Source organism: Streptomyces coryli (assembly GCF_011044975.1).
GTDB classification, from domain to species: Bacteria; Actinomycetota; Actinomycetes; order Streptomycetales; family Streptomycetaceae; genus Streptomyces; species Streptomyces coryli.
Genome location: NZ_JAAKZV010000081.1, coordinates 12809 through 30947, shown reverse-complemented (window position 1 = coordinate 30947; position 18139 = coordinate 12809). Strand labels below are relative to the sequence as shown.

At 71.2% G+C, this 18139-nt stretch carries 15 protein-coding genes; 11 read left to right on the top strand and 4 right to left on the bottom strand.

All coding sequences use genetic code 11. The features are described from left to right. Both G5C51_RS19355 and G5C51_RS44065 read right to left on the bottom strand, forming a co-directional pair. Positions 1-1850: hypothetical protein (locus G5C51_RS19355; protein ID WP_165239042.1), on the bottom strand; the 1850-nt coding region annotated here is incomplete at its 3' end. 104 nt (positions 1851-1954) lie between these two features. Beyond that, a complete protein-coding gene (locus G5C51_RS44065) occupies positions 1955-3754 on the bottom strand; it encodes an RICIN domain-containing protein (protein WP_338118219.1) in 1800 nt (599 codons plus the stop codon). Positions 3755-3911: 157 nt separating this feature from the next. Here G5C51_RS44065 and G5C51_RS19345 point away from each other — a divergent pair, with 157 nt between their 5' ends. From G5C51_RS19345 to G5C51_RS19315, 7 genes are all read left to right on the top strand, one after another. After that, positions 3912-5126, top strand: coding sequence for an ROK family protein (locus tag G5C51_RS19345; protein ID WP_206314050.1), 1215 nt, complete (start codon positions 3912-3914; stop codon positions 5124-5126). Between the two features lie 105 nt (positions 5127-5231). Next, positions 5232-6524: an ABC transporter substrate-binding protein gene (locus tag G5C51_RS19340; protein ID WP_165239036.1), complete on the top strand. Its 1293-nt coding sequence runs from the start codon at positions 5232-5234 to the stop codon at positions 6522-6524. Beyond that, positions 6524-7519, top strand: a complete 996-nt coding sequence (locus tag G5C51_RS19335; protein WP_165239034.1) for a carbohydrate ABC transporter permease — start codon at positions 6524-6526, stop codon at positions 7517-7519. The genes G5C51_RS19340 and G5C51_RS19335 overlap by 1 nt, the downstream gene beginning before the upstream one ends. 13 nt (positions 7520-7532) lie before the next feature. Next, the gene (locus tag G5C51_RS19330) at positions 7533-8414 is read left to right on the top strand and encodes a carbohydrate ABC transporter permease (protein WP_165239032.1); all 882 of its coding nucleotides are present in this window, start codon (positions 7533-7535) and stop codon (positions 8412-8414) included. A 172-nt stretch (positions 8415-8586) separates the two neighbouring features. Further along, positions 8587-9768 carry an oxygenase MpaB family protein gene (locus tag G5C51_RS19325; RefSeq protein ID WP_165239030.1) on the top strand — a complete coding sequence of 394 codons (1182 nt, stop codon included), beginning with the start codon at positions 8587-8589 and terminating at the stop codon, positions 9766-9768. Then, positions 9768-12044, top strand: a complete 2277-nt coding sequence (locus G5C51_RS19320) for a molybdopterin cofactor-binding domain-containing protein (RefSeq protein ID WP_165239028.1) — start codon at positions 9768-9770, stop codon at positions 12042-12044. The genes G5C51_RS19325 and G5C51_RS19320 overlap by 1 nt, the downstream gene beginning before the upstream one ends. A 15-nt stretch (positions 12045-12059) precedes the next feature. After that, positions 12060-12536: a 2Fe-2S iron-sulfur cluster-binding protein gene (locus G5C51_RS19315; protein WP_165239026.1), complete on the top strand. Its 477-nt coding sequence runs from the start codon at positions 12060-12062 to the stop codon at positions 12534-12536. Between the two features lies 1 nt (position 12537). On the opposite strand, the gene G5C51_RS19310 is transcribed toward G5C51_RS19315, so the two are convergent. After that, positions 12538-13209: a TetR family transcriptional regulator gene (locus G5C51_RS19310; protein WP_165239024.1), complete on the bottom strand. Its 672-nt coding sequence runs from the start codon at positions 13207-13209 to the stop codon at positions 12538-12540. Between the two features lie 159 nt (positions 13210-13368). Here G5C51_RS19310 and G5C51_RS19305 point away from each other — a divergent pair, with 159 nt between their 5' ends. Both G5C51_RS19305 and G5C51_RS19300 read left to right on the top strand, forming a co-directional pair. After that, the gene (locus G5C51_RS19305; protein WP_165239022.1) at positions 13369-14592 is read left to right on the top strand and encodes an oxygenase MpaB family protein; all 1224 of its coding nucleotides are present in this window, start codon (positions 13369-13371) and stop codon (positions 14590-14592) included. 82 nt (positions 14593-14674) lie between these two features. Next, positions 14675-15967, top strand: coding sequence for a M14 family zinc carboxypeptidase (locus G5C51_RS19300; protein ID WP_338118218.1), 1293 nt, complete (start codon positions 14675-14677; stop codon positions 15965-15967). A 9-nt stretch (positions 15968-15976) separates the two neighbouring features. On the opposite strand, the gene G5C51_RS19295 is transcribed toward G5C51_RS19300, so the two are convergent. Beyond that, entirely contained in the window at positions 15977-16888 is a 912-nt protein-coding gene (locus G5C51_RS19295) for a LysR family transcriptional regulator (protein WP_165239018.1), read from the bottom strand. Between the two features lie 73 nt (positions 16889-16961). Here G5C51_RS19295 and G5C51_RS19290 point away from each other — a divergent pair, with 73 nt between their 5' ends. Further along, on the top strand, positions 16962-17195 hold the full coding sequence (locus tag G5C51_RS19290; RefSeq protein WP_165238995.1) for a hypothetical protein: 234 nt from the start codon (positions 16962-16964) through the stop codon (positions 17193-17195). Further along, a complete protein-coding gene (locus G5C51_RS19285; RefSeq protein WP_165239016.1) occupies positions 17192-18115 on the top strand; it encodes an EamA family transporter in 924 nt (307 codons plus the stop codon). The genes G5C51_RS19290 and G5C51_RS19285 overlap by 4 nt, the downstream gene beginning before the upstream one ends. Positions 18116-18139 lie beyond the last annotated feature (24 nt).

Sequence of the window (18139 nt, the reverse complement as noted above, 5' to 3'; positions counted from 1 at the left end):
AGGCGGATGCGGGGAAACGCCGGGTCCGGGCTTCCGTTGGCGACAGCCAGCTGCCAACCCGTGCCGGTGCGGGCCAGGCGCGGGATGAGGTGCGGGCCGCCGGTGATCAGCGGCAGCGAAGGTGCGTCGCCCTCCAAGTAGCGGATCATGCTGTGCAGCAGCCACTGCCCGTCATCGCTGTACGCGAGCTCGTCCGGGGCGGTGGCGGCGAGGATGCCGACGCGGCCGCCGAGGCGGTTGGTGAAGACGACGCGCCCCGCACCCCACGGCTCCAGGGCCGGGGTGACGATCCGCGTCCACACCTGCGCCTCGGGGACGGGCCGCAGCCGGGCCAGCGCGGGCTGGACGTTGACGCTGAGGTAGTCGCCGTCGTTGTCGAAGCCGGCGGCCGGCAGCACCTCCTCCAGTGCGTACGGGCCCGGCCGCGACGGTGCGTCCGCGTCCCGCCGCTCGACGGCCGTGGCCGTGACGCCCAGCAGGTCTGCGAAGCCGCGCTCGGTGAGGATGTGCGCCGCGGTGCCGTCCAGCAGCACCCCGCCGGCGAGCATCCGGCGCACCGCGTCGTCGTCGTACACCCAGGCCAGCTGCCCGAACAGCACCCGCACCGGGGCGTCTTCCGCCGTCACCGGGACGCCGTAGCGCAGCAGGAAGTCCGCCGCCGGGCCCGGGTCGGTGTCGAGTTCGGCGAGGCCGCCCCCGGACGTACGGACGTGGGCCGCCGCGTCCTCGCGTACGGGCAGACCGACGCCGAGTGTGCCGGTGGCCGGCTCCAGGTCGGCCAGGAAGTCGAGCGCGGGGCGGGAGCGGCGCAGCAGGTCCGCCACGCGCGGGTAGCGGCCGGCGCGCCCCGAGTGCATGGGCAGGACGTTCAGGAACTGGGCGTCGGCGCCGCCGAGTTGGGCCGCGGCCATCTCCGACCAGGTCTGGGTGTCGGATTTGGACCAGGCCGTGTGCGGCCAGTTCTCGATCTCCGGCTCGTTGCGCACCCACGCCGGGCGCAGCGCGCGCTGCGTCTCCAGCAGCCAGACCGAGCGGCTGAGGGAGCGGCCTGGGCTGTCGCTGTACGCGGCGAAGTGCGGGCGGTGGTGCGCCTCACCACCGATGGCCAGCGCCTCGAACAGGGCGGTCCAGTCGCGGCCTTCGACGGAATGCGTGCCGGGGCGCGAGCTCATCAGGCCGAGCCGCGAGCGGCCGTCCGAGGCGTCCGCGACCTCGGCCGCGAGCAGCTCGGCGACCTCCAGCTGAGCCGTACGCCAGACCCGCTGGAGCAGCGCGCGCCACGGGTGCGGGGTTCCCGGGGCCGTAACGGTGGCGACCAGCTGCTCGCGGGTGACCGGCTCGCCCGCCAGGTCGGCGAAGCGCTCCAGCATCAGCGGCTCGAAGCCGCCGCCCCAGGTCAGCGGGGCGTGGTTGTGGTAGCGGAAGTCGTCCTCCAGCCACAGCACGCGGAAGCCGAGCCGCGCGAAGCGGCCGTAGTGCGCGGCGATCCAGGACCGCCAGCGGGGGCAGGCGAAGGACGCCTGGCCGGTGGCGGTGGAGCCGTCGGGGCCGACCATGGGCGCGAAGCCGTGCCGGTCGTGGCGGCCGCGGTCGGCGTGGCCTGAGGTCACCCACGGGTTGAGGCTCACCTCCAGCCCCGACTCCCGCAGCACCGCGACCGTCTCGGCGGCCGACTCGTACAGCCGGTCCTCCGCCGCGCCGTCCGGGTGCCCGTCGTAGAACTCCTCCGCCGCGATCAGCAGCACCACCTCGCCGATGGTGGCCTCCTGGCAGAACTTGGCCAGCTCGGCCGCCTGCCGGGCCGTGTCGTCGGGGTGGACCTGGAAGCGCAGATGAAAGCGGGCGGGCACGTGGGAGCCTCCTTGAGCGGCGCGCGCCGGCAGCAGGCGGGTGGTCCTGCTGCCGGCGCGCCGTATGGTGCGGGTGGATCGGATCGGTTACGTCATCCGTGACGTCAGTCGGCGGTCAGGGTCAGCGTCTGCTCCGCCGCCGTGCGCCCGCCGCCGACGCCGCTGCCGGACGTGTCGGTCCAGGCGCGGGTGGGCGTGGTCTCGGCGAGCCGGCCGTTGTCGTCCGACATGCCGATGACGAGGCCGCTGTAGCGGTTGACCAGGCGGAAGGTGCCGTCCTTGGCCGCGTCGGCGTCCGCGTTCCGTACGACGAACCACTGCTGGCCGACGGTCGGGCCGCCCGAGGGCTTGTCGCTCACCGACAGCCCGGCGCCCCAGGCACGCCCTGCGGTCTTCGCCGAGTCGACGCCGAGGAGCTTGCCGCTGCCCTTGCCGGCGATGGAGTACGAGCCGTCGCCATTCGGGGTGAAGGTCCAGCGGCTGCCGTCGTCCTTGGCGGCCGAGGTGACCGCCCCGCCGGTCTTGCCCGGCGCGAGGACGCGGCCGTCCGCGCTGCCGATGCGGTACGCGGCGCCCGCCTTGACCGGCGCGGCCGGCTCGCTGGTGCCGACCGTGGTGTTGTAGTACTCGCCGCTGGCCTCGCCCGAGCACTGGAACGAGCAGTAGCTGCGGAAGTCCTTGCCGACGATGGTGGAGCCGGTCTTGCTCACCGGGTCCAGCAGCCAGCGGTACCAGGAGCCCGACTTGTAGTCCCCGGAGTCGCCGATGAGCTTCCACTTCTGGGTGGCGAGGTTATCGGTGACGTAGAAGCGCTGCGGCTGGGTGGAGTCCTGCTTGATCGCCTCGGGCTGGCCGATGTAGAGGCCGAGGTGGGCGTTGTAGGCGATGTTCATGGTCAGCAGGTCGGCCTTGGCGGGGAGTTCGCCGGCGGCCTGCTGCTCGGCGATGGAGCCCTTGTTGGCCGGGTCGTAGTCGTCCTCGACCGGGGTGTAGCCGGTGTCGTCGGCGTCCTCGACGGGCAGCATGTTGGACTCCTTGCCGCCGGTGCCGGGCTGCGACCAGCCGCCGTCGTACCACTTCTTCCAGGAGTCGGGCGCCATCTTGCCGGACATCGGGGCGCGGGCCACATGCGCCCGGCTGGCGTCGGTCCAGCCGCCCTCGCTGCCCGCCTTCGGGATCACGCGGGAGTTGTAGTAGACGTAGAAATAGCCGGAGGCGGTGTCGACGAAGAGCCGCGGGTCGCCGTTGCCGTAGTGGTACGTCTCGTTGGGGAAGGCCGCGTCGTCGCCGCGCTTGGTGCTGTACGGCGAGGTCAGGACGTGGTCCTTGATGTCCCAGGTCTTGCCCTGGTCCTTGGAGACGGCGTAGTCGATGGCGTCGTAGTGCAGGCCGTCGCCGAAGGGCTGCGGCGTGAACTCGTTGTGGACCAGGCCGTACCAGTCACCCGTGTCCGGATCGACCCAGACGCCCAGCAGGTCGCAGTAGTTGGGCTGGGAGTAGCTGGAGCCGCTGGGGGCGGCGGTGGCCTCCTTGCCCGTGGGGCTGTTGTTGCAGCGCCAGGTGGTGTCCTTGTTGCTGTCCTTCGGGTTGCCGGGGTTGACCGCGTCGCTGAGCGCGGCGTCGCGGGTGGCGGTGTCGAAGTCCTTGCCGGTGTAGAAGGTCCACTTGCGCGGGTCCTTCTTGTCGTAGAGCGCGTGCGCGGACTGGTAGTGGAACGTGCCGTCCTTGTCGATGAAGGTCGACGCGGGGGTGTCGTCCGGGTTGGTCCAGGAGCCCTTGTCGCCGATCGTGACGGTGTACGTGGCGTCGTCGTCGGCCTGGGCCGGGGCGATGGCCAGGCCGGCGGCGAGGGCTATGGCTGCCAGGACGCCGGCGGTGCGGCGGCGGGGGAGGAGAGCTGGCACGGATACGCCTCTCATCGGGTGTGAGTGGTCGGTGGCGCGCAATTAGTTTGACTAGAATCCGAACTAACAGCCACGCTGTCAAGGCTCCGGCATGGGTCATGATGATGTCCCCGCCACGCCCCGGGCAGGCTGGCCGTATCGACGAGGTGAGGTCCGAGTGAAGGCTGACCAGGCGCGCGACCGCGGCTCGCTGAGGCGCACCAACCTCGGCAGCGTGCTCCGCCTGCTGCGCGGCGGCCCGCGCTCCCGCGCCCAGATCGCCACCGAAACCGGGCTGCCCAAGCCCACCGTGACCAGCCTGGTCGGCGAGCTCGTCGGCCTCGGACTGCTGCGCGAGGGGCCGGCCCAGCGGGAGGGGGCGGTCGGCCGCCCCGGCACGCTGGTGCAGCTCGACGGGCGGGACATCTGTGGCATCGGCGTGGAGATCAGCACCAGCTACGTACATGTGCTGGCGCTCAACCTCGGCGGCGAGCCGGTCTTCGAGCACCGCACCGAGGTGGCCGTCGCGGACCAGGACGCCGAGGACGCCCTGGACCTCACCGCCCGCGCCATCCGCGCCTGCGGCGCCGCCCTCGAGCGCGACGGGGTCAGGCCCGTGGGCATCACCCTGGCGGTACCGGGTGTCATCGAGGCGCCGGCCGGCGTCGTCGACTACGCCCCCGGGATCGGCTGGCGCGACGTCGCCGTCGTCGAAGGACTGCGCTCCCGGCTGGGCCCCGATACGCCCCCGATCGCGGTCGAGAACGACGCGAAGCTGTGCGCGCTGACCGAGTACCTCCTGGTGGAGGACCCGGACGTGCACGACATGGTCTGCCTGACCGGCGAGCGGGGCATCGCCGCCGGCATCATCAGCGCCGGGCGGCTGCTGCGCGGCGCCACCAACTTCGCGGGCGAGGTCGGCCACATGCCCCTCGACCCGGAGCGGCGGCCGTGCGTGTGCGGGCGGGCCGGGTGCTGGGAGGCGATGGTCGGCCTCGACGCCATCATGGAGCTGGCGGCCGATCCCGACGACGAAGTCCGCGATCAGAAGCGCCCGCTGGAGGACCGCTTCCGCACCCTGCACCTGCGCGCCGAGCGCGGCGACGAGCGGACCAGCCGGGCGCTGGCGCGCGTGGCCGACGACCTGGGCCTCGGCATCGCCCTGCTCACGGACGTGCTCAACCCGCGGGTCGTGGTCCTCGGCGGCTACTTCACGCACATCGGCGACCTGATGCTGGAGCGGGTCCGCGAGGTGGTCCGCGGCCGGGTGATCGCGCCGGACGCCGGTGGCTGCCAAGTCGTGCTCTCCACCCTGGGGTTCACCGCAGCGGCCCGCGGTGGGGCCTTCCTGGCGCTGGACTCGGTGTACGAGGACCCGGCCGACGTCGCCTGATTTTCGATCAGCCCTTGACTTCCTTCGGGCGTGCTCGCAAAACTGTCGCCACTTAGTTCGGATGCGAGCCGAACTAATTACCTCCCCTGGGCCCGAAGGATCGTCATGCCCCTGCTTTCATCGATGCTCACCCGTGCCACCACGGTCGCCGCCGTCCTCGCCACCCTGGCCACGGCCGGCTGCGCGACCACCGACGACTCGGGTGCCGCGAACGCCAAGTCCTTCACGTACTGGTCGATGTGGACGCGCAACGAGCCGCAGGCCAAGGTCCTGAAGAGCGCGATCAGCGACTTCACGGAGGAGACCGGCATCAACGTCGACGTCGAGTGGCAGGGCCGCAAGTCCCTCGACAAGGTCGGCCCGGCGATGCTGTCCGGCAAGGCGCCCGACGTGGTCGACCAGTCCTTCGACATGCTGCTGCCGACGCTCGCGGCGGGTGGCCAGCTCAAGGACGTCAGCCCGGTGCTCGACCTGCCGGTGGACGGTGGCAAGAAGGTCAAGGACGTTGTCCCCGGCAAGCTGCTGTCCACCCTGCCCAAGGCCAAGGGCGCCAGGACCTGGCTGGTCCCGTACGAGACCGCCACCGTCTCGCTCTTCTACAACGGCAAGGACCCGCTGGTCGGCAAGGCGCCCAAGACCTTCGACGAACTGCTGGACATCTGCGAGGCCGCCAAGGCCAAGGGCAAGGTGTGCATCGGCAGCGACGCCGACCAGGGGTGGGCCAGCCTGTACTGGTTCGACTACCTGCTCCACCGCAACGGCGGCTCGATGAAGGAGCTCGCCGGGGACAAGAGCGGCGCGGCCTTCAAGGACCCCGCGGTCGTCAAGTCCGCCCGGCAGGTCGAGACGCTGGTGAAGAACGGCTACCTGGGCAACAGCTACGACGCCACCAAGTACCCCGAGCAGCAGAACAACTGGGCCGCCGGCAAATCCGTCTTCATGCTGCTGGGCAGCTGGCTGCCGACCGAGGTCGAGAAGTTCCGGAAGCCCGGCTTCGAGGTCCGCTCCGTCAACTTCCCCACCACCGGCGCCGCGGACCGCACCGCGGGCGACGTCGTCACGTACGGCTTCGCCATGCCGAAGACCGCGAAGAACGTCGGGCCGGCCCAGGAGTTCATGGCCTTCTTCCTGCGCAAGCAGCAGCTGGCGGGGCTCTCCAGTAAGGCCGGCAACATCACGCCGCGGAGCGACGTCCCCGCCCCCGCCGAACTGGCGGACGCGGCGAAGCAGCTGCAGGACGACCCGGCGCGGCTCGCCAATGAGGCGGTCAGCAACGACTGGCGCGACCAGGTGGCGGTGGAGGAGTTCAACCAGCTGTGGCTCGGCAAGACGGACGCCGAGGGGTTCGTGAAGGCGGCGGCCAAGGCCTCCGCGTCGTACTGGAAGGCGAAGGGCTGATGGCAGCGCCCGCCACCACGCTTCCCGCGAAGGCGAAGGCTCAGGCGAAGGGGAAAGCGGCGGAGGCCCGGGACCGGCGCGGAGCCGCGCGCCGGCCCGAGTCCAGCCCGCTGGAGCGGAACCAGCGGCGGACCTTCTGGCCGTTCCTCACTCCCGCGCTCGTCATGTTCGTGCTGTTCTTCGTCGCGCCGATCGTCTTCAGCGGCTGGCTCAGCCTCAACCGCTGGGACGGCCTGGGCGAGATGACCTCGCGCGGCTTCGCCAACTACCCGGCGCTGTTCCGCGACCCGGTGTTCACCGGCGCGCTGAAGAACACCGGCCTGCTGCTCTTCGTGGGCGGCGGCTGCGTCTTCGTCCTCAGCTTCGCCATCACCGTGGTGCTGCGGGACATGCGGGACCGCAATGTCGTGCGCTACGTGCTGTTCTTCCCGGTGCTGGTCAACCCGCTGGTCTTCGGCGTCATGGTCGGCCTGCTCTTCCGCCCCAGCGGGATCGTCAACTTCGTGATGGAGCACATCGGCATCAGCGATCCGCCCAAGTGGCTCGGCGAGCAGAATCTGATGACGATGATCGTGGCGGTGACCGTCTGGTCGGCCACCGGCTTCTACACCACGATCCTGATGTCCGGCGTCGAGCAGATCCCGCGTTCCTATTACGAGGCCGCCGAGCTGGACGGCGCCGGCGCCTGGCAGCGCTTCCGGCACGTCACGCTGCCGCTGTCCTGGGATGTCGTCACCGTCTGCGCGATCTTCTGGACGATCTCGACGGTGAAGGTCTTCGAGCTGATCCTCGTCTTCGGCGGCTCCGTCGGCGGCGCCCCGCCCAAGGACACCTGGACCTCGGCGATGTACGTCTACCAGCGCGCCTTCAACACCACGTCCACCCGCGACTTCGGCATCTCCTCCGCCGCCGCCCTGGTGAGCCTGGTGCTGATCACCATCGCCGCGGTACTGCTGCGCCGCATGATGCGCCGCGACGCCATTCAATTCTCCTAGGACTGCGACTGCCATGACCGTAACCACTCAGGTCCCCGCCCGCGCCGCGCGCCTGCTGCGGCCCGCGCGCTGGGGCGCCGGCGCCGTCCGGGCGCTGTGCGCGGTGAATCTGCTGCTGCTCGCATGGATGGTGCTGACGTCGCTGCGCGGCACGAAGGAGGTCTTCGACGACCCCGTCGGGCTGCCGACCGAGCCGCACTGGGACAACTACACGAAGGCGTGGCAGACCGGCGGCTTCGGCGAGGCGCTGGGCAACTCCCTCTTCGCGTCGCTCGCTTCGGCCCTCATCGCCGTGGCGATCGCCGCCCCGGCCGCGTACGTGCTGTCGCGGACCAAGCGCAAGGTGGGCGGCCGGATGACGATGCTCTTCGCGCTCGGCCTCGGCGTGCCGGGCCAGTTGATCATCATCCCCGTGTACGTGGCCTTCGCCCGCACCCAGGACTTCACCCACCTGAAGCTGCTCGACAGCATGCAGGGCCTGATCCTCGTATACGTGGGGCTGGCCATGCCGTTCACGGTGTTCCTGCTGACCGGATACTTCCGCTCGCTTCCCGTAGAGGTGGAGGAGGCGGCGTGCCTGGACGGCGCGGGCGCGCTGCGCAGCTTCGTGCGGGTCGTGCTGCCGATGGCGCGCAACGGCCTGATCACCGCCTTCATCCTCCAGGTCATCGGCGCCTGGAACGAGACCCTCTTCTCGCTGGTGCTGCTGACCAGCTCGGAGAGCAGGACACTGCCAATCGCCCTGCTCAACTTCATCGACCAGCAGCAGTACCAAGGCAACGACGTGGGCGGCATGTTCGCAGGCGTCGTCATCATCATGGTCCCGGTACTGCTCCTCTTCGTGGTGCTGGGCCAGCGACTGATCAACGGCATGACGGCGGGCGTGGGCAAGTGACCCTTCGGCTTGGCTCCGGGGGCTGGGACTGACTCCGGATCCGCCAACTTCCTTCACTGCGCACCCTCTTGGCACGCCTTTCCCGCCGTGCTACTTCTGATACGCCTTAGCGGTTTGTGTTTCAACGTATCAACGAGGTGCACTCCCGTCCCCCACCAAGGAGGCGCGCAGGATGGACGAGCCGAGCAGGCGCAGGGTGCTGAAGGCGGGCGGGGCGCTGGGTGCGCTCGGCGCGCTGGCGGTCGCGCTGCCCGCGCAGGCGCGGGCGGCGGGGGCCGATCCGCGGTGGGTGTGGGACGAGGAGGCCGACCCGCTGGTGGCGGCGCTGCTCGACCGCGGGGACGTACCCAAGGTCAATGAGCTGCTGTGGGACTGGAAGCGCAATGACCAGCCGCTGCCCGCCGGACTCCCCGCCGATCTGCGGGACTTCATGGAGCAGGCGCGGCGGCTGCCGTCGTGGGCGGAGCGCGGGAAGCTGGAGACGGCGGCCGAGTTCAACAAGACACGGGGGCTGTATCTCAATCTGATGAACGGCGTCGGCGGCGGCATGCTCAGCACCGCCATTCCCAAGGAGGCGCAGGCGGTCTACTACTCCAAGGGCGGCGCCGACATGGAGGACCGCGTCGCCAAGACCAGCCTGCTCGGCTTCGCCGTCGGCTCCCCGGTCGCGTACCGGCCGGAGGGCGACTGCGTCGTCAATGCGGTGAAGACGCGGCTGGTGCACGCCGCGGTACGGCATCTGCTGCAGCAGTCGCCGCACTGGCCGGACGAGATCCCGATCAGCCAGAACGACATGCTGGTCACCTGGCACACCCTGCCGACCTTCGCGATGCGCCGGATGCGCGACTGGGAGATCGAGATCCCGGACGCGGACGCGGCGGCGTATCTGCACCTGTGGCAGGTCACCGCGCATCTGCTCGGCATCCGCGACGAGTTCATCCCGGGTACGTGGAGCGAGGCCGACGCCCAGTCGGATCGGGTGCTGCCCCCGGCGATGGGGCCGACGCGCGAGGGCGTCGAGCTGACCGACATCCTGCTCGGGCAGCTCGCCGAGCAGACCAGCCCGGGGAGCGTCAGCCGGCCGCTGTGCAACGCGCTGGCCCGCTACCTCGTCGGCGACAAGGTGGCCGACTGGGACGAGATCCCACGCGAACCGGTCTGGGACCCGGCGGTCTCGGCCGCGTGGCCGCTGCTGGTGAAGTTCCGGGAGGGGCTGATCCCGCGGCCGCTGGTGCCGGAGGCGGCCTGGCTTCTTGACGAGGCGGCCCGCCAGTACATTCTCTTCTACTTGACCAAGGGCAAAGAGACGAAGATTGAGATCCCCACGATGAACCGTCCTGAGCGGGCCGCCTGATGGGGCGGCCGGAGGGTATTGGACGCCGCCGCTTCCTCGGCTACGTTATCGCCGCCCCGACGCTGGTGGCCGCCGCCGAACTCGCCCCGGGGGCGGCCGATGCGGCCGGTGAGGGGGTGCCGTCGCAGGACATCACGGAGATCCTCGATCTCAACGACATGATGACCGCCGCCGCGCTGCCCACCTCCGGCCTGATCACGGTGGAGGTCGGCACGGACGGCACCGTGTCGTTCGCGCTGCCGCGCGCCGAGGTGGGGCAGGGCATCACCACGTCGACCGCGATGCTGATCGCGGAGGAGCTGTCCGTGCCCGTGGAGCGGGTGCGGGTCACGCTCGCCGACGCCCGGCCGGAGCTGCTGTTCAACCAGCTCACCGGCGGCTCGAACACCACGATCTCCACCTACACCCCGATCCGGGTGGCGGCCGCCATCGCCCGGCAGCGGCTGCTGGCGGCAGCGGCGGCCGAGCTTGGCGCCAAAGCCGCCGATCTGCGGCTGAAGGACGGGGTGATCACGGGAGGGACCGGCAGCATCGCCATCGGCGACGTGGCCAAGAAGGCCGCCGCGGCCGCGCACCAGAAGGTCTCCGTCGAGCTCACCGCCCGCGAGGACTTCACCGTCATCGGCAAGCCGCACAACCGCGTCGACGCCCTCGCCGCCGTGACCGGCCGCAAGAAGTTCGCGATGGACCTCGACGTCCCCGACGCGAAGCCCACGATGGTGTGCCGGCCCCCGACCATCAACGGGAAGCCAGGCTCTGTCGCCAACCTCGCCGCGGTCCGCGCCATGCCGGGCGTCACCGACGTCGCCGTCATCTCCACCGGCGTGGCCGTCCGTGCCGCCACCTTCGGCCAGTGCATCGACGCCGTCCGCGCCCTCGAGGTCGCCTGGAAGCCGGGCACCGCCGAGGGCAAGACCGACGAGTCCGTCCTGCGGGAGCTGGCCCGCGCCGAGCCGCCGCTGCCGCCGAAGCCGCCGCTGGTGCAGGCGGTGGAGGAGAAGTTCACCTTCTACTTCCGCAGCAACAGCGCGCTGGAGCCCAACTGCGCCGTCGCCGACGTGCGCGGCGACCGCGCCGAGATCTGGGCCTCGCTGAAGTCCCCGATCGTCGCCAAGCAGACCATCGCCGCCAAGCTCGGGCTGCCGCAGAGCAAGGTCAGCGTGCATGTCACCGAGGGCGGCGGCTCGTTCGGGCGGAAGCTGTTCTTCGACGCGGCCCTGGAGGCCGCCGAGGCGTCGCAGAAGATGGGCAAGCCGGTCAAGCTGATGTGGCACCGCGCCGACGACTCCCGGCAGGGCCGCGCACACCCGATGGCCACCTCGCGGGTACGGGCCACGTACGCCGGCGGCAAGGTGCTCGGCTATCACCAGCGGCACACCTCCGTGTCCACCGACCTCGGGCATGGCCTCGGCGAGATCATCACCGCCATGGCGGCGAAGCTGCCGGTCGGCGACATCGGCTTCTCCGAGACCTTCTTCCAGCTCAGCACGACGATGTCGTACGACTTCGGCGTGCACACCCGGCTGCTCAACGAGACCGACAAGGGCTTCAACACGGGCAGCATGCGCAACGTCTACTCGCCCGACGTCACCTGCGCCCGCGAGCTGGTCGTGGACAAGCTCGCGGCGAAGATGGGCAAGGACCCGTACCGCTTCCGGCAGGATTTCCTGCGCGGCGACCGTGCCCGTGCCGTGCTCGACAAGGTCGCCGAGGCGGGGGAGTGGGGCCGTTCGATGCCGGACGGGATGGCGCAGGGGATCGCCTTCCACGCCGAGTACAAGTCGGTGAGCGCCGCGCTGGTGGAGCTCGACTGCCGGCCGGAGACGGTGAACCGGCCGATCCGCGACGGGGTGGCCGGGCCGCGCGTCACCAAGGCGGTGTTCGCCGTGGACGTCGGCCTCGCGGTCAATCCGTGCGGGCTCGAGGCGCAGATGATGGGCGGCATCATGGACGGCATCGCGCTGGCGCTGACGTCGAGCCTGCATCTGAAGGACGGGCATTTCCTCGAGGCCAGCTGGGACAACTACTTCTATACGCGGCAGTGGAACACGCCGCCCGAACTGAAGATCATCGTCATGCCGGACACGTCGGACGAGCCCGGCGGCGCCGGGGAGCTGGCGGTGGCGGCGTCCGTATCGGCGGTGGCGTGCGCCTACGGGCGCGCCACCGGGACGATGCCGACATCCTTCCCGATCAATCACGGCACGCTCTCCTTCGAGCCGAAGCCGACCGTCCCGCCCGTTCCGCAGTCGCCGACCGACGGTCTGGACCGCTGAGACAAGGAGCCACGCGTGCCCGAGCACACCTTCCGCGTCAACGGTGAGCAGGTCACCGTGGACGTGGCCGACGACGTCCGCCTGCTGTGGGTGCTGCGCGACATCCTCGGCATTACGGGCCCGAAGTACGGCTGCGGCATCAACGTCTGCAAGGCGTGCACCAGCCATGTCAACGGCAAGGCGGTGCGGCCCTGTTCGGTCCCCGTATCGGCGCTGGAGCCCACCGATGAAGTGACGACCATCGAGGGGCTGCCGGACACGGTCGGCAAGGAGCTGCATCCCATGCAGCAGGCCTGGCTCGACCGCGATGTGGTGCAGTGCGGCTACTGCCAGCCGGGCCAGATCATGGCCGCCGTGGATCTGGTGCGGCGGGTCGCGGCGGAGGGGCGCGAGATCACGGACGCGGACCTCGACGGGATCCGTAACATCTGCCGGTGCGGCACGTACCACCGCATCCGGGAGGCGATCAGGGAGGGCGCGGAGAAGATGTGAGTCAGCCGCGCGGCTGCAGCATCGGCACCAGGAACTGCCGCGCCACGGCCGCCAGCTGCTCCTCGTCGTCGAGGTCGACGACCTCGCTGGGGAACGCCAGGAAGGAGGCGGACACCCGCACCATCAGCTCGGCGGCGAGGTCGGTGTCGAGGTCGGCCGAGACGAGCCCTGCGCGCTGCTCCTCGCGCAGCTGCCCGGCCACGAACTGCCGCACGGTGGCGAGGGTACGGCCGCCGTCACCGGTCAAGGAGGCCGCCAGCAGGTCGGGCTCGGTGGCGATCAGGCCGCCGATCAGCCGGTTGCCGCGGATGGCGCGCAGCGAGCTGACGAAGCCCAGCACGACGCGCTCCGCCGCGGTCCCGGCCTGCTGGATGTCGATCAGGAACTGGTCGAAGTAGCGCCGGAATTCGCGCCGCACCACCTGCTCGACGAGGGCGTCCTTGGTGGTGAAGCGGCGGTAGACGGTGATCCGGGAGACGCCGGCGCGGCGGGCGACGTCCTCCATCGTGGAGCGCTGGATGCCCATGCGGCAGAACTGCTCGAACGCGGCGTCGAGGATGCGCGTGCTGCTCTCGTCCGCGGTCTCGGTGCGCTCGACGGCGTCGCTGTATGCCCGCTCGAGCAGCGATCGCGAGCCCGGCGGGGTGATGAGGACGGACAGCGCAGGTTCCACGAACTCCCCCTACTGCATTCTTCCGGGGGCGACCCCCGGACCCCCAAAGCGGCCGATTCTACCGGGACTTGGCATGGGCATTGGCATGCCGGGGCGCAGCTGCTACTCATGGTACGCAGAGTCAAAATCTGTTTCACCGTATCAGGAGGTGCGTGGCGCATGGAGAACCCGAGCAGGCGCAAGCTGCTCATGGCGGGTGGAGCGCTGGGCGCGCTGGGCGCCGTGTCGGCCGCGACGCCCGCGTACGCCCGTACGCCGTGGACGTGGTCGCCCAAGGGGTCGGTGGCGGGTGCGGGGGCGGGCGCCGATCCGCGGTGGGTGTGGGACCCCGAGGCCGATGAGCTGGTCGCCGGGCTGCTCGACCGCGGCGAGGTACCCAAGGTGAACGAGCTGCTGCGGACCTGGAAGAAGAACGCGCAGCCGCTGCCGGACGGACTGCCGGGCGAGCTGCGGGCGTTCATGGAGAAGGCGCGCCGGATGCCGGCGTGGACGGACCGGGGCAAGCTGGCGACCGCGGTCGAGTTCAACGAGAAGCGCGGGCTCTACCTCGGGGTGCTGTACGGGCTGGCCAGCGGGATGATGAGCACGGTCATCCCCAAGGAGGCGCGGGCGGTCTACTACTCCAAGGGCGGTGCGGACATGAAGGACCGCATCTCCAAGACGGCGAAGCTCGGGTATGACATCGGGTCGCGGAACGCCTATGACGACGACGGCGAGATGATCGTGACCTGCGTGAAGGTGCGGCTGGTGCACGCGGCCGTACGGCATCTGCTGCCGCAGTCGCCGCAGTGGGACCAGGCCGCGGACGAGGACATCCCGATCAGCCAGCGGGACATGATGGTCACCTGGCACAGCCTGCCGACGACCGTCATGCAGAAGCTGACCGCCTGGAAGGTGCCGATCCCGGACGACGAGTCGGCGGCCTTCCTGCACTCGTGGCAGCTGGGCGCGCACATGCTAGGCATCAAGGACGAGTACATTCCGGCCACGTGGGCGGAGGCCAACTCGCAGGCGGAGCAGGTGCTCGACCCGGTGCTGGCGCCGACCTACGAGGGCATCAAGCTCGCGGACGTCCTGCTGAATCTGGGGTCCTCGGTGGATGGCGGGCTGGTCAGTCCGCATGTGCTCGGGGCCATGACGCGGTACATGCTGGGCGACCAGATCGCGAACTGGCTGCGCATCCCGCGGGAGCCGGTGTGGGATTCGATCCTGAAGGTGGGCTGGAAGCCGTTCGTGGCCATCCGGGAGGGGCTGCTGCCGGTGCCGGGTGCGTCGGATGTGTACTGGACGCTGGAGGAGTTCCTGCGGCAGGCCGTGCTGCTGTTCCTGTCGAACGCGAAGCCGATCAGCGTGGAGATCCCGAGCGGCAACCGGCCCGGGTGATATCCACAGGCCCTGTCGCCACGGCGTCACCCTGCGCTACCTTCTCCGCACCAGTCGTCGCCAACTTGGAGGAGGTGCGCCCGTGCTGCCGTCGCTCCGGCGCCCCCGCACCATCGGCTTTGCCCTGTCCGCCATCGCGCTGGCGCTCGTGTTCCCGGTCGCGAGCGCCCCGGCGCATGCCTCCGGGCAGCCGCGCACCGGATTCGAGGAGTCCGGCGGCGCCCGGTGGACCACGCAGCCGGAGGAGGCGGAGTTCCTCGGCAAGGTGGCGGAGCGCAGCGACCGGATGGGCGTCGAGGAGATCGGCAGCACCCGGCAGGACCGGCCGCTGCGGCTGGTCACGATCGGGGAGCGGCGCGCCAATGTCATGCTGCTCACCTGCTCGCAGCACGGCGACGAACCCGCGGGCCGCGAGGCCTGCCTGGCGGCGGTGCGCGACCTCGCGCTCGCCAAGGACCAGCGCACCCGCCGCTTCCTTGAGCACACCCAGGTCCTGGTCATCCCGACCGCCAACCCCGACGGCCGCGCGGCCGACACCCGGGAGAACGCCGACGGGGTGGACGTCAATCGCGATCACGTCGCCCTCGCCACCAACGAGGGCCGGGCGATGGCCGGGGTCATCCGCGACCACAAGCCGGATGTCGTCTATGACCTGCACGAGTTCGGCGCCGAGCCGCCGTATTACGTGAAGGACGTGCTGTCCCTGTGGCCGCGCAACCTCAATGCCACGGACGCCGTCCACGACGAGGCGAAGACGCTGTCGGAGACGTACATCCGGCCCGCGGTCGAGCGGGCGGGCTTCAGCAGCGGCGTGTACGGCATCTGGACCGACCCGGTCACCGGCGAGCCGGTGAAGCAGGTCGCCGGCGACGGCCAGGAGCGCATCCTGCGGAACACGGCGGGGGTGAAGCACGCCGCGGGCCTGCTGCTGGAGACCCGGCAGACGCCGCTGACCGACGCGGAGAAGGAGGACCCGGCGGCTTTCAACCGGCATCGGGTGTCCGCCCAGCGGGCGGCGCTGAGCGGCGCGTTCGCATACGTGAGGGAGCACCGGCAGGCGCTGGAGGCGGCCACGGCGGCGTCCCGCGAGCGCGGCCTTGCCGACCGGGGGCCGGTGTATGTGGGCGGCGCGGACAATGAGCCGCCGACCGAGGCGCAGACCATAGCCGACCCGCCGTGCGGCTATGCGCTGAACACCGCGCAGGTCACCGAGGTCGGCGACGAGCTCGCGCTGCACGGGGTGCAGATATCCCGCGAGGCGACCGGCTCCGCGCTGGTGCCGCTGCGGCAGGAGCAGCGGTCGCTGATCCCACTGCTGCTGGACGAGCGCGCGACGTATCACATAGCAAAGGGGCGGCCGGTGGAGAGCTGTTGAGCCGGGCGCTCAGCGGGAGTTGACCAGGGCCGCGGCCTGCGATCTGAGCCTGCTCAGGCCGTCCGCGATCGCGTCCTGCCGCTCGCTGCCCTTGCGGGCGCAGGCGAGGATGCGGCGGGCGGGCGGCGGCGTGCCGCGTACGGGCACCTGCACCAGCCGTGGAAAAGCGCCGAAGTCGACCAGCCGGGGGACCAGGCACACCCCGAGGCCGTGGGCGACGAGGGCCAGCGCCGCATGCCAGTAGTCGGTCTGGTGGACCGTGCGCGGGGTGAAGCCCGCGGCGGTGCACAGCGCGTCGGTGAGCCGCCGCTGGTCGCTGTGCGGGGCGACCCAGTCCTCGTGCGCCGCTTCCGCGAGGTCCACCGCGTCGTACTCCGCGATCCGGTGCCCGGGCGGGACGACCAGGTCGAGCACGTCGTCCAGCAGCAACTCCTGGTGGAAGCGGGTGTCGTCGGCCCGTGGGCTGTCGGGGACCGGCGTCACGAGGGCGATGTCGAGGCGGTCGGCGAGCAGGTCCCGGTAGCCGGGAGCGGTGTCGGTCTCCGCGACGGTGGCGTGCGTCGGAGGGCTCGCCGCGCGCAGCTCTTCCGCGACGGGGGCGAGCAGCGGGGCGATGCTCGTGGCGAGGCCGCCGAAGCGGACGGTGCGCTGCCCGCTCCCGCCCTGCCGCGCCACCTCGGCGCGCGCTTCCTCCCACTGCGCGCACAGCACGTCCGCGTGCCGGAGCAGCGCGCGTCCGGCGGCGGTGAGCCGCACCCGCCGGCCGTCCGGCTCGAGCAGCTCGGCCCCGGCCTGCCGGGAAAGCTGCCGGAGCTGGTGGGAGACGGCGGACGGCGAGAGGTTCAGCGCACCCGCCGCGGCGGTGACGGTGCCCTGGTCGTGGAGCACCCGGAAGGTCTGCAGCAGCGCGAGGTCAACCATGCGAAAACATCGTAGGGTCGCATGCGCTAATTAGCGATGGACTCGCACGGTCCGGCTCCCCAGCATGGGACGCATGACTGCATCCCCCCGGCGTTCCCGAAGCGACTGCCCCGCCTGCGGCTGGCCCGCGGGGGAGGCGGAGACCGTGGTGTCCCGGCACGCCGTCTCCGACGGCACGATCGTGTACGCGCACTGCGTGTGCGGCCTGCTGCGGGTGTGGCACGAACCCGCCGGGACCGCCGCCGCCGCGAACGACCGGCGGCTCGTCGTAGCGGGCCGCTGCCAGGCCACCGGCGACCGGCGATGAGCCGCGAGATACCCGCGCCGGGCCTCGTCCTCGGCGCCGTCGTCAGCGTCCAGTGCGGACAGGCGCTGGGCAAAGGGCTCTTCGACACCGTCGGCGGGCCGCTCGGGGCGGTCACGCTGCGGCTGCTGCTCGCCGCCCTGATGCTGCTCGCGCTGTGGCGCCCGCGCCGGCTCCCGGCGGCACCCCAGGACCGCCGGCTGATCCTCGCCTTCGGCACCGCCATCGCCGGGATGAACCTCATCTACCCGGCCCTGGAGCGGATGCCGCTCGGCGTGGCCATCGGCATCCAGCTGACCGGGCCGCTGGCCGTCTCGCTGCTGACCTCGCGCCGGGCGGCGGACGTCCTGTGGGGGCTGCTGGCCGCCGCCGGCATCGCCTGCTTCCTGCTGCCCGGTTCGGGCGGGGAGCCGCTGCCGCTCACCGGGCTGGCCTTCGCGGTCGCCTCGGCCGTGTCGATGGGCAGTTACCTGCTGCTCAGCCGGCGCACCGGCCACCGCCTCCCGGGCGGCGGGCCGCTCGCGCTCGCCGTCCTGTGGGCCGGGCTGCTCAGCCTGCCCTTCGGCCTGGCCCAGAGCGGCACCCGGCTGGTCCAGCCGCACGCCCTGGCGGCCGGCCTCGTGGTGGCGCTGCTGTCGGCGGCGCTGCCGTACTCCCTCGAGCTGATGGCGCTGCGCCGGCTGCCCGCCCGCGTGGTCGGGGTGCTGCAGAGCCTGGAGCCGGTCGCCGCGGGGCTGGCCGGCCTCGCGATCCTGGGCGAGCGGCTCTCGGTCCTGCAGTGGTGCGCCGTCGCGCTCATCGCGACGGCCTCGGGCGGCGCTGTCGCCGGCGCCGGGAGGAAGCGCCGGGAGAAAAACCCGTTGCCCGCCCGCCCGGCATCTGCTGCACTATTGCCGTCCGAGAGCAGCCGACCCAGGAGTTGATCATGCGGGGAGCGTACGTGTCCA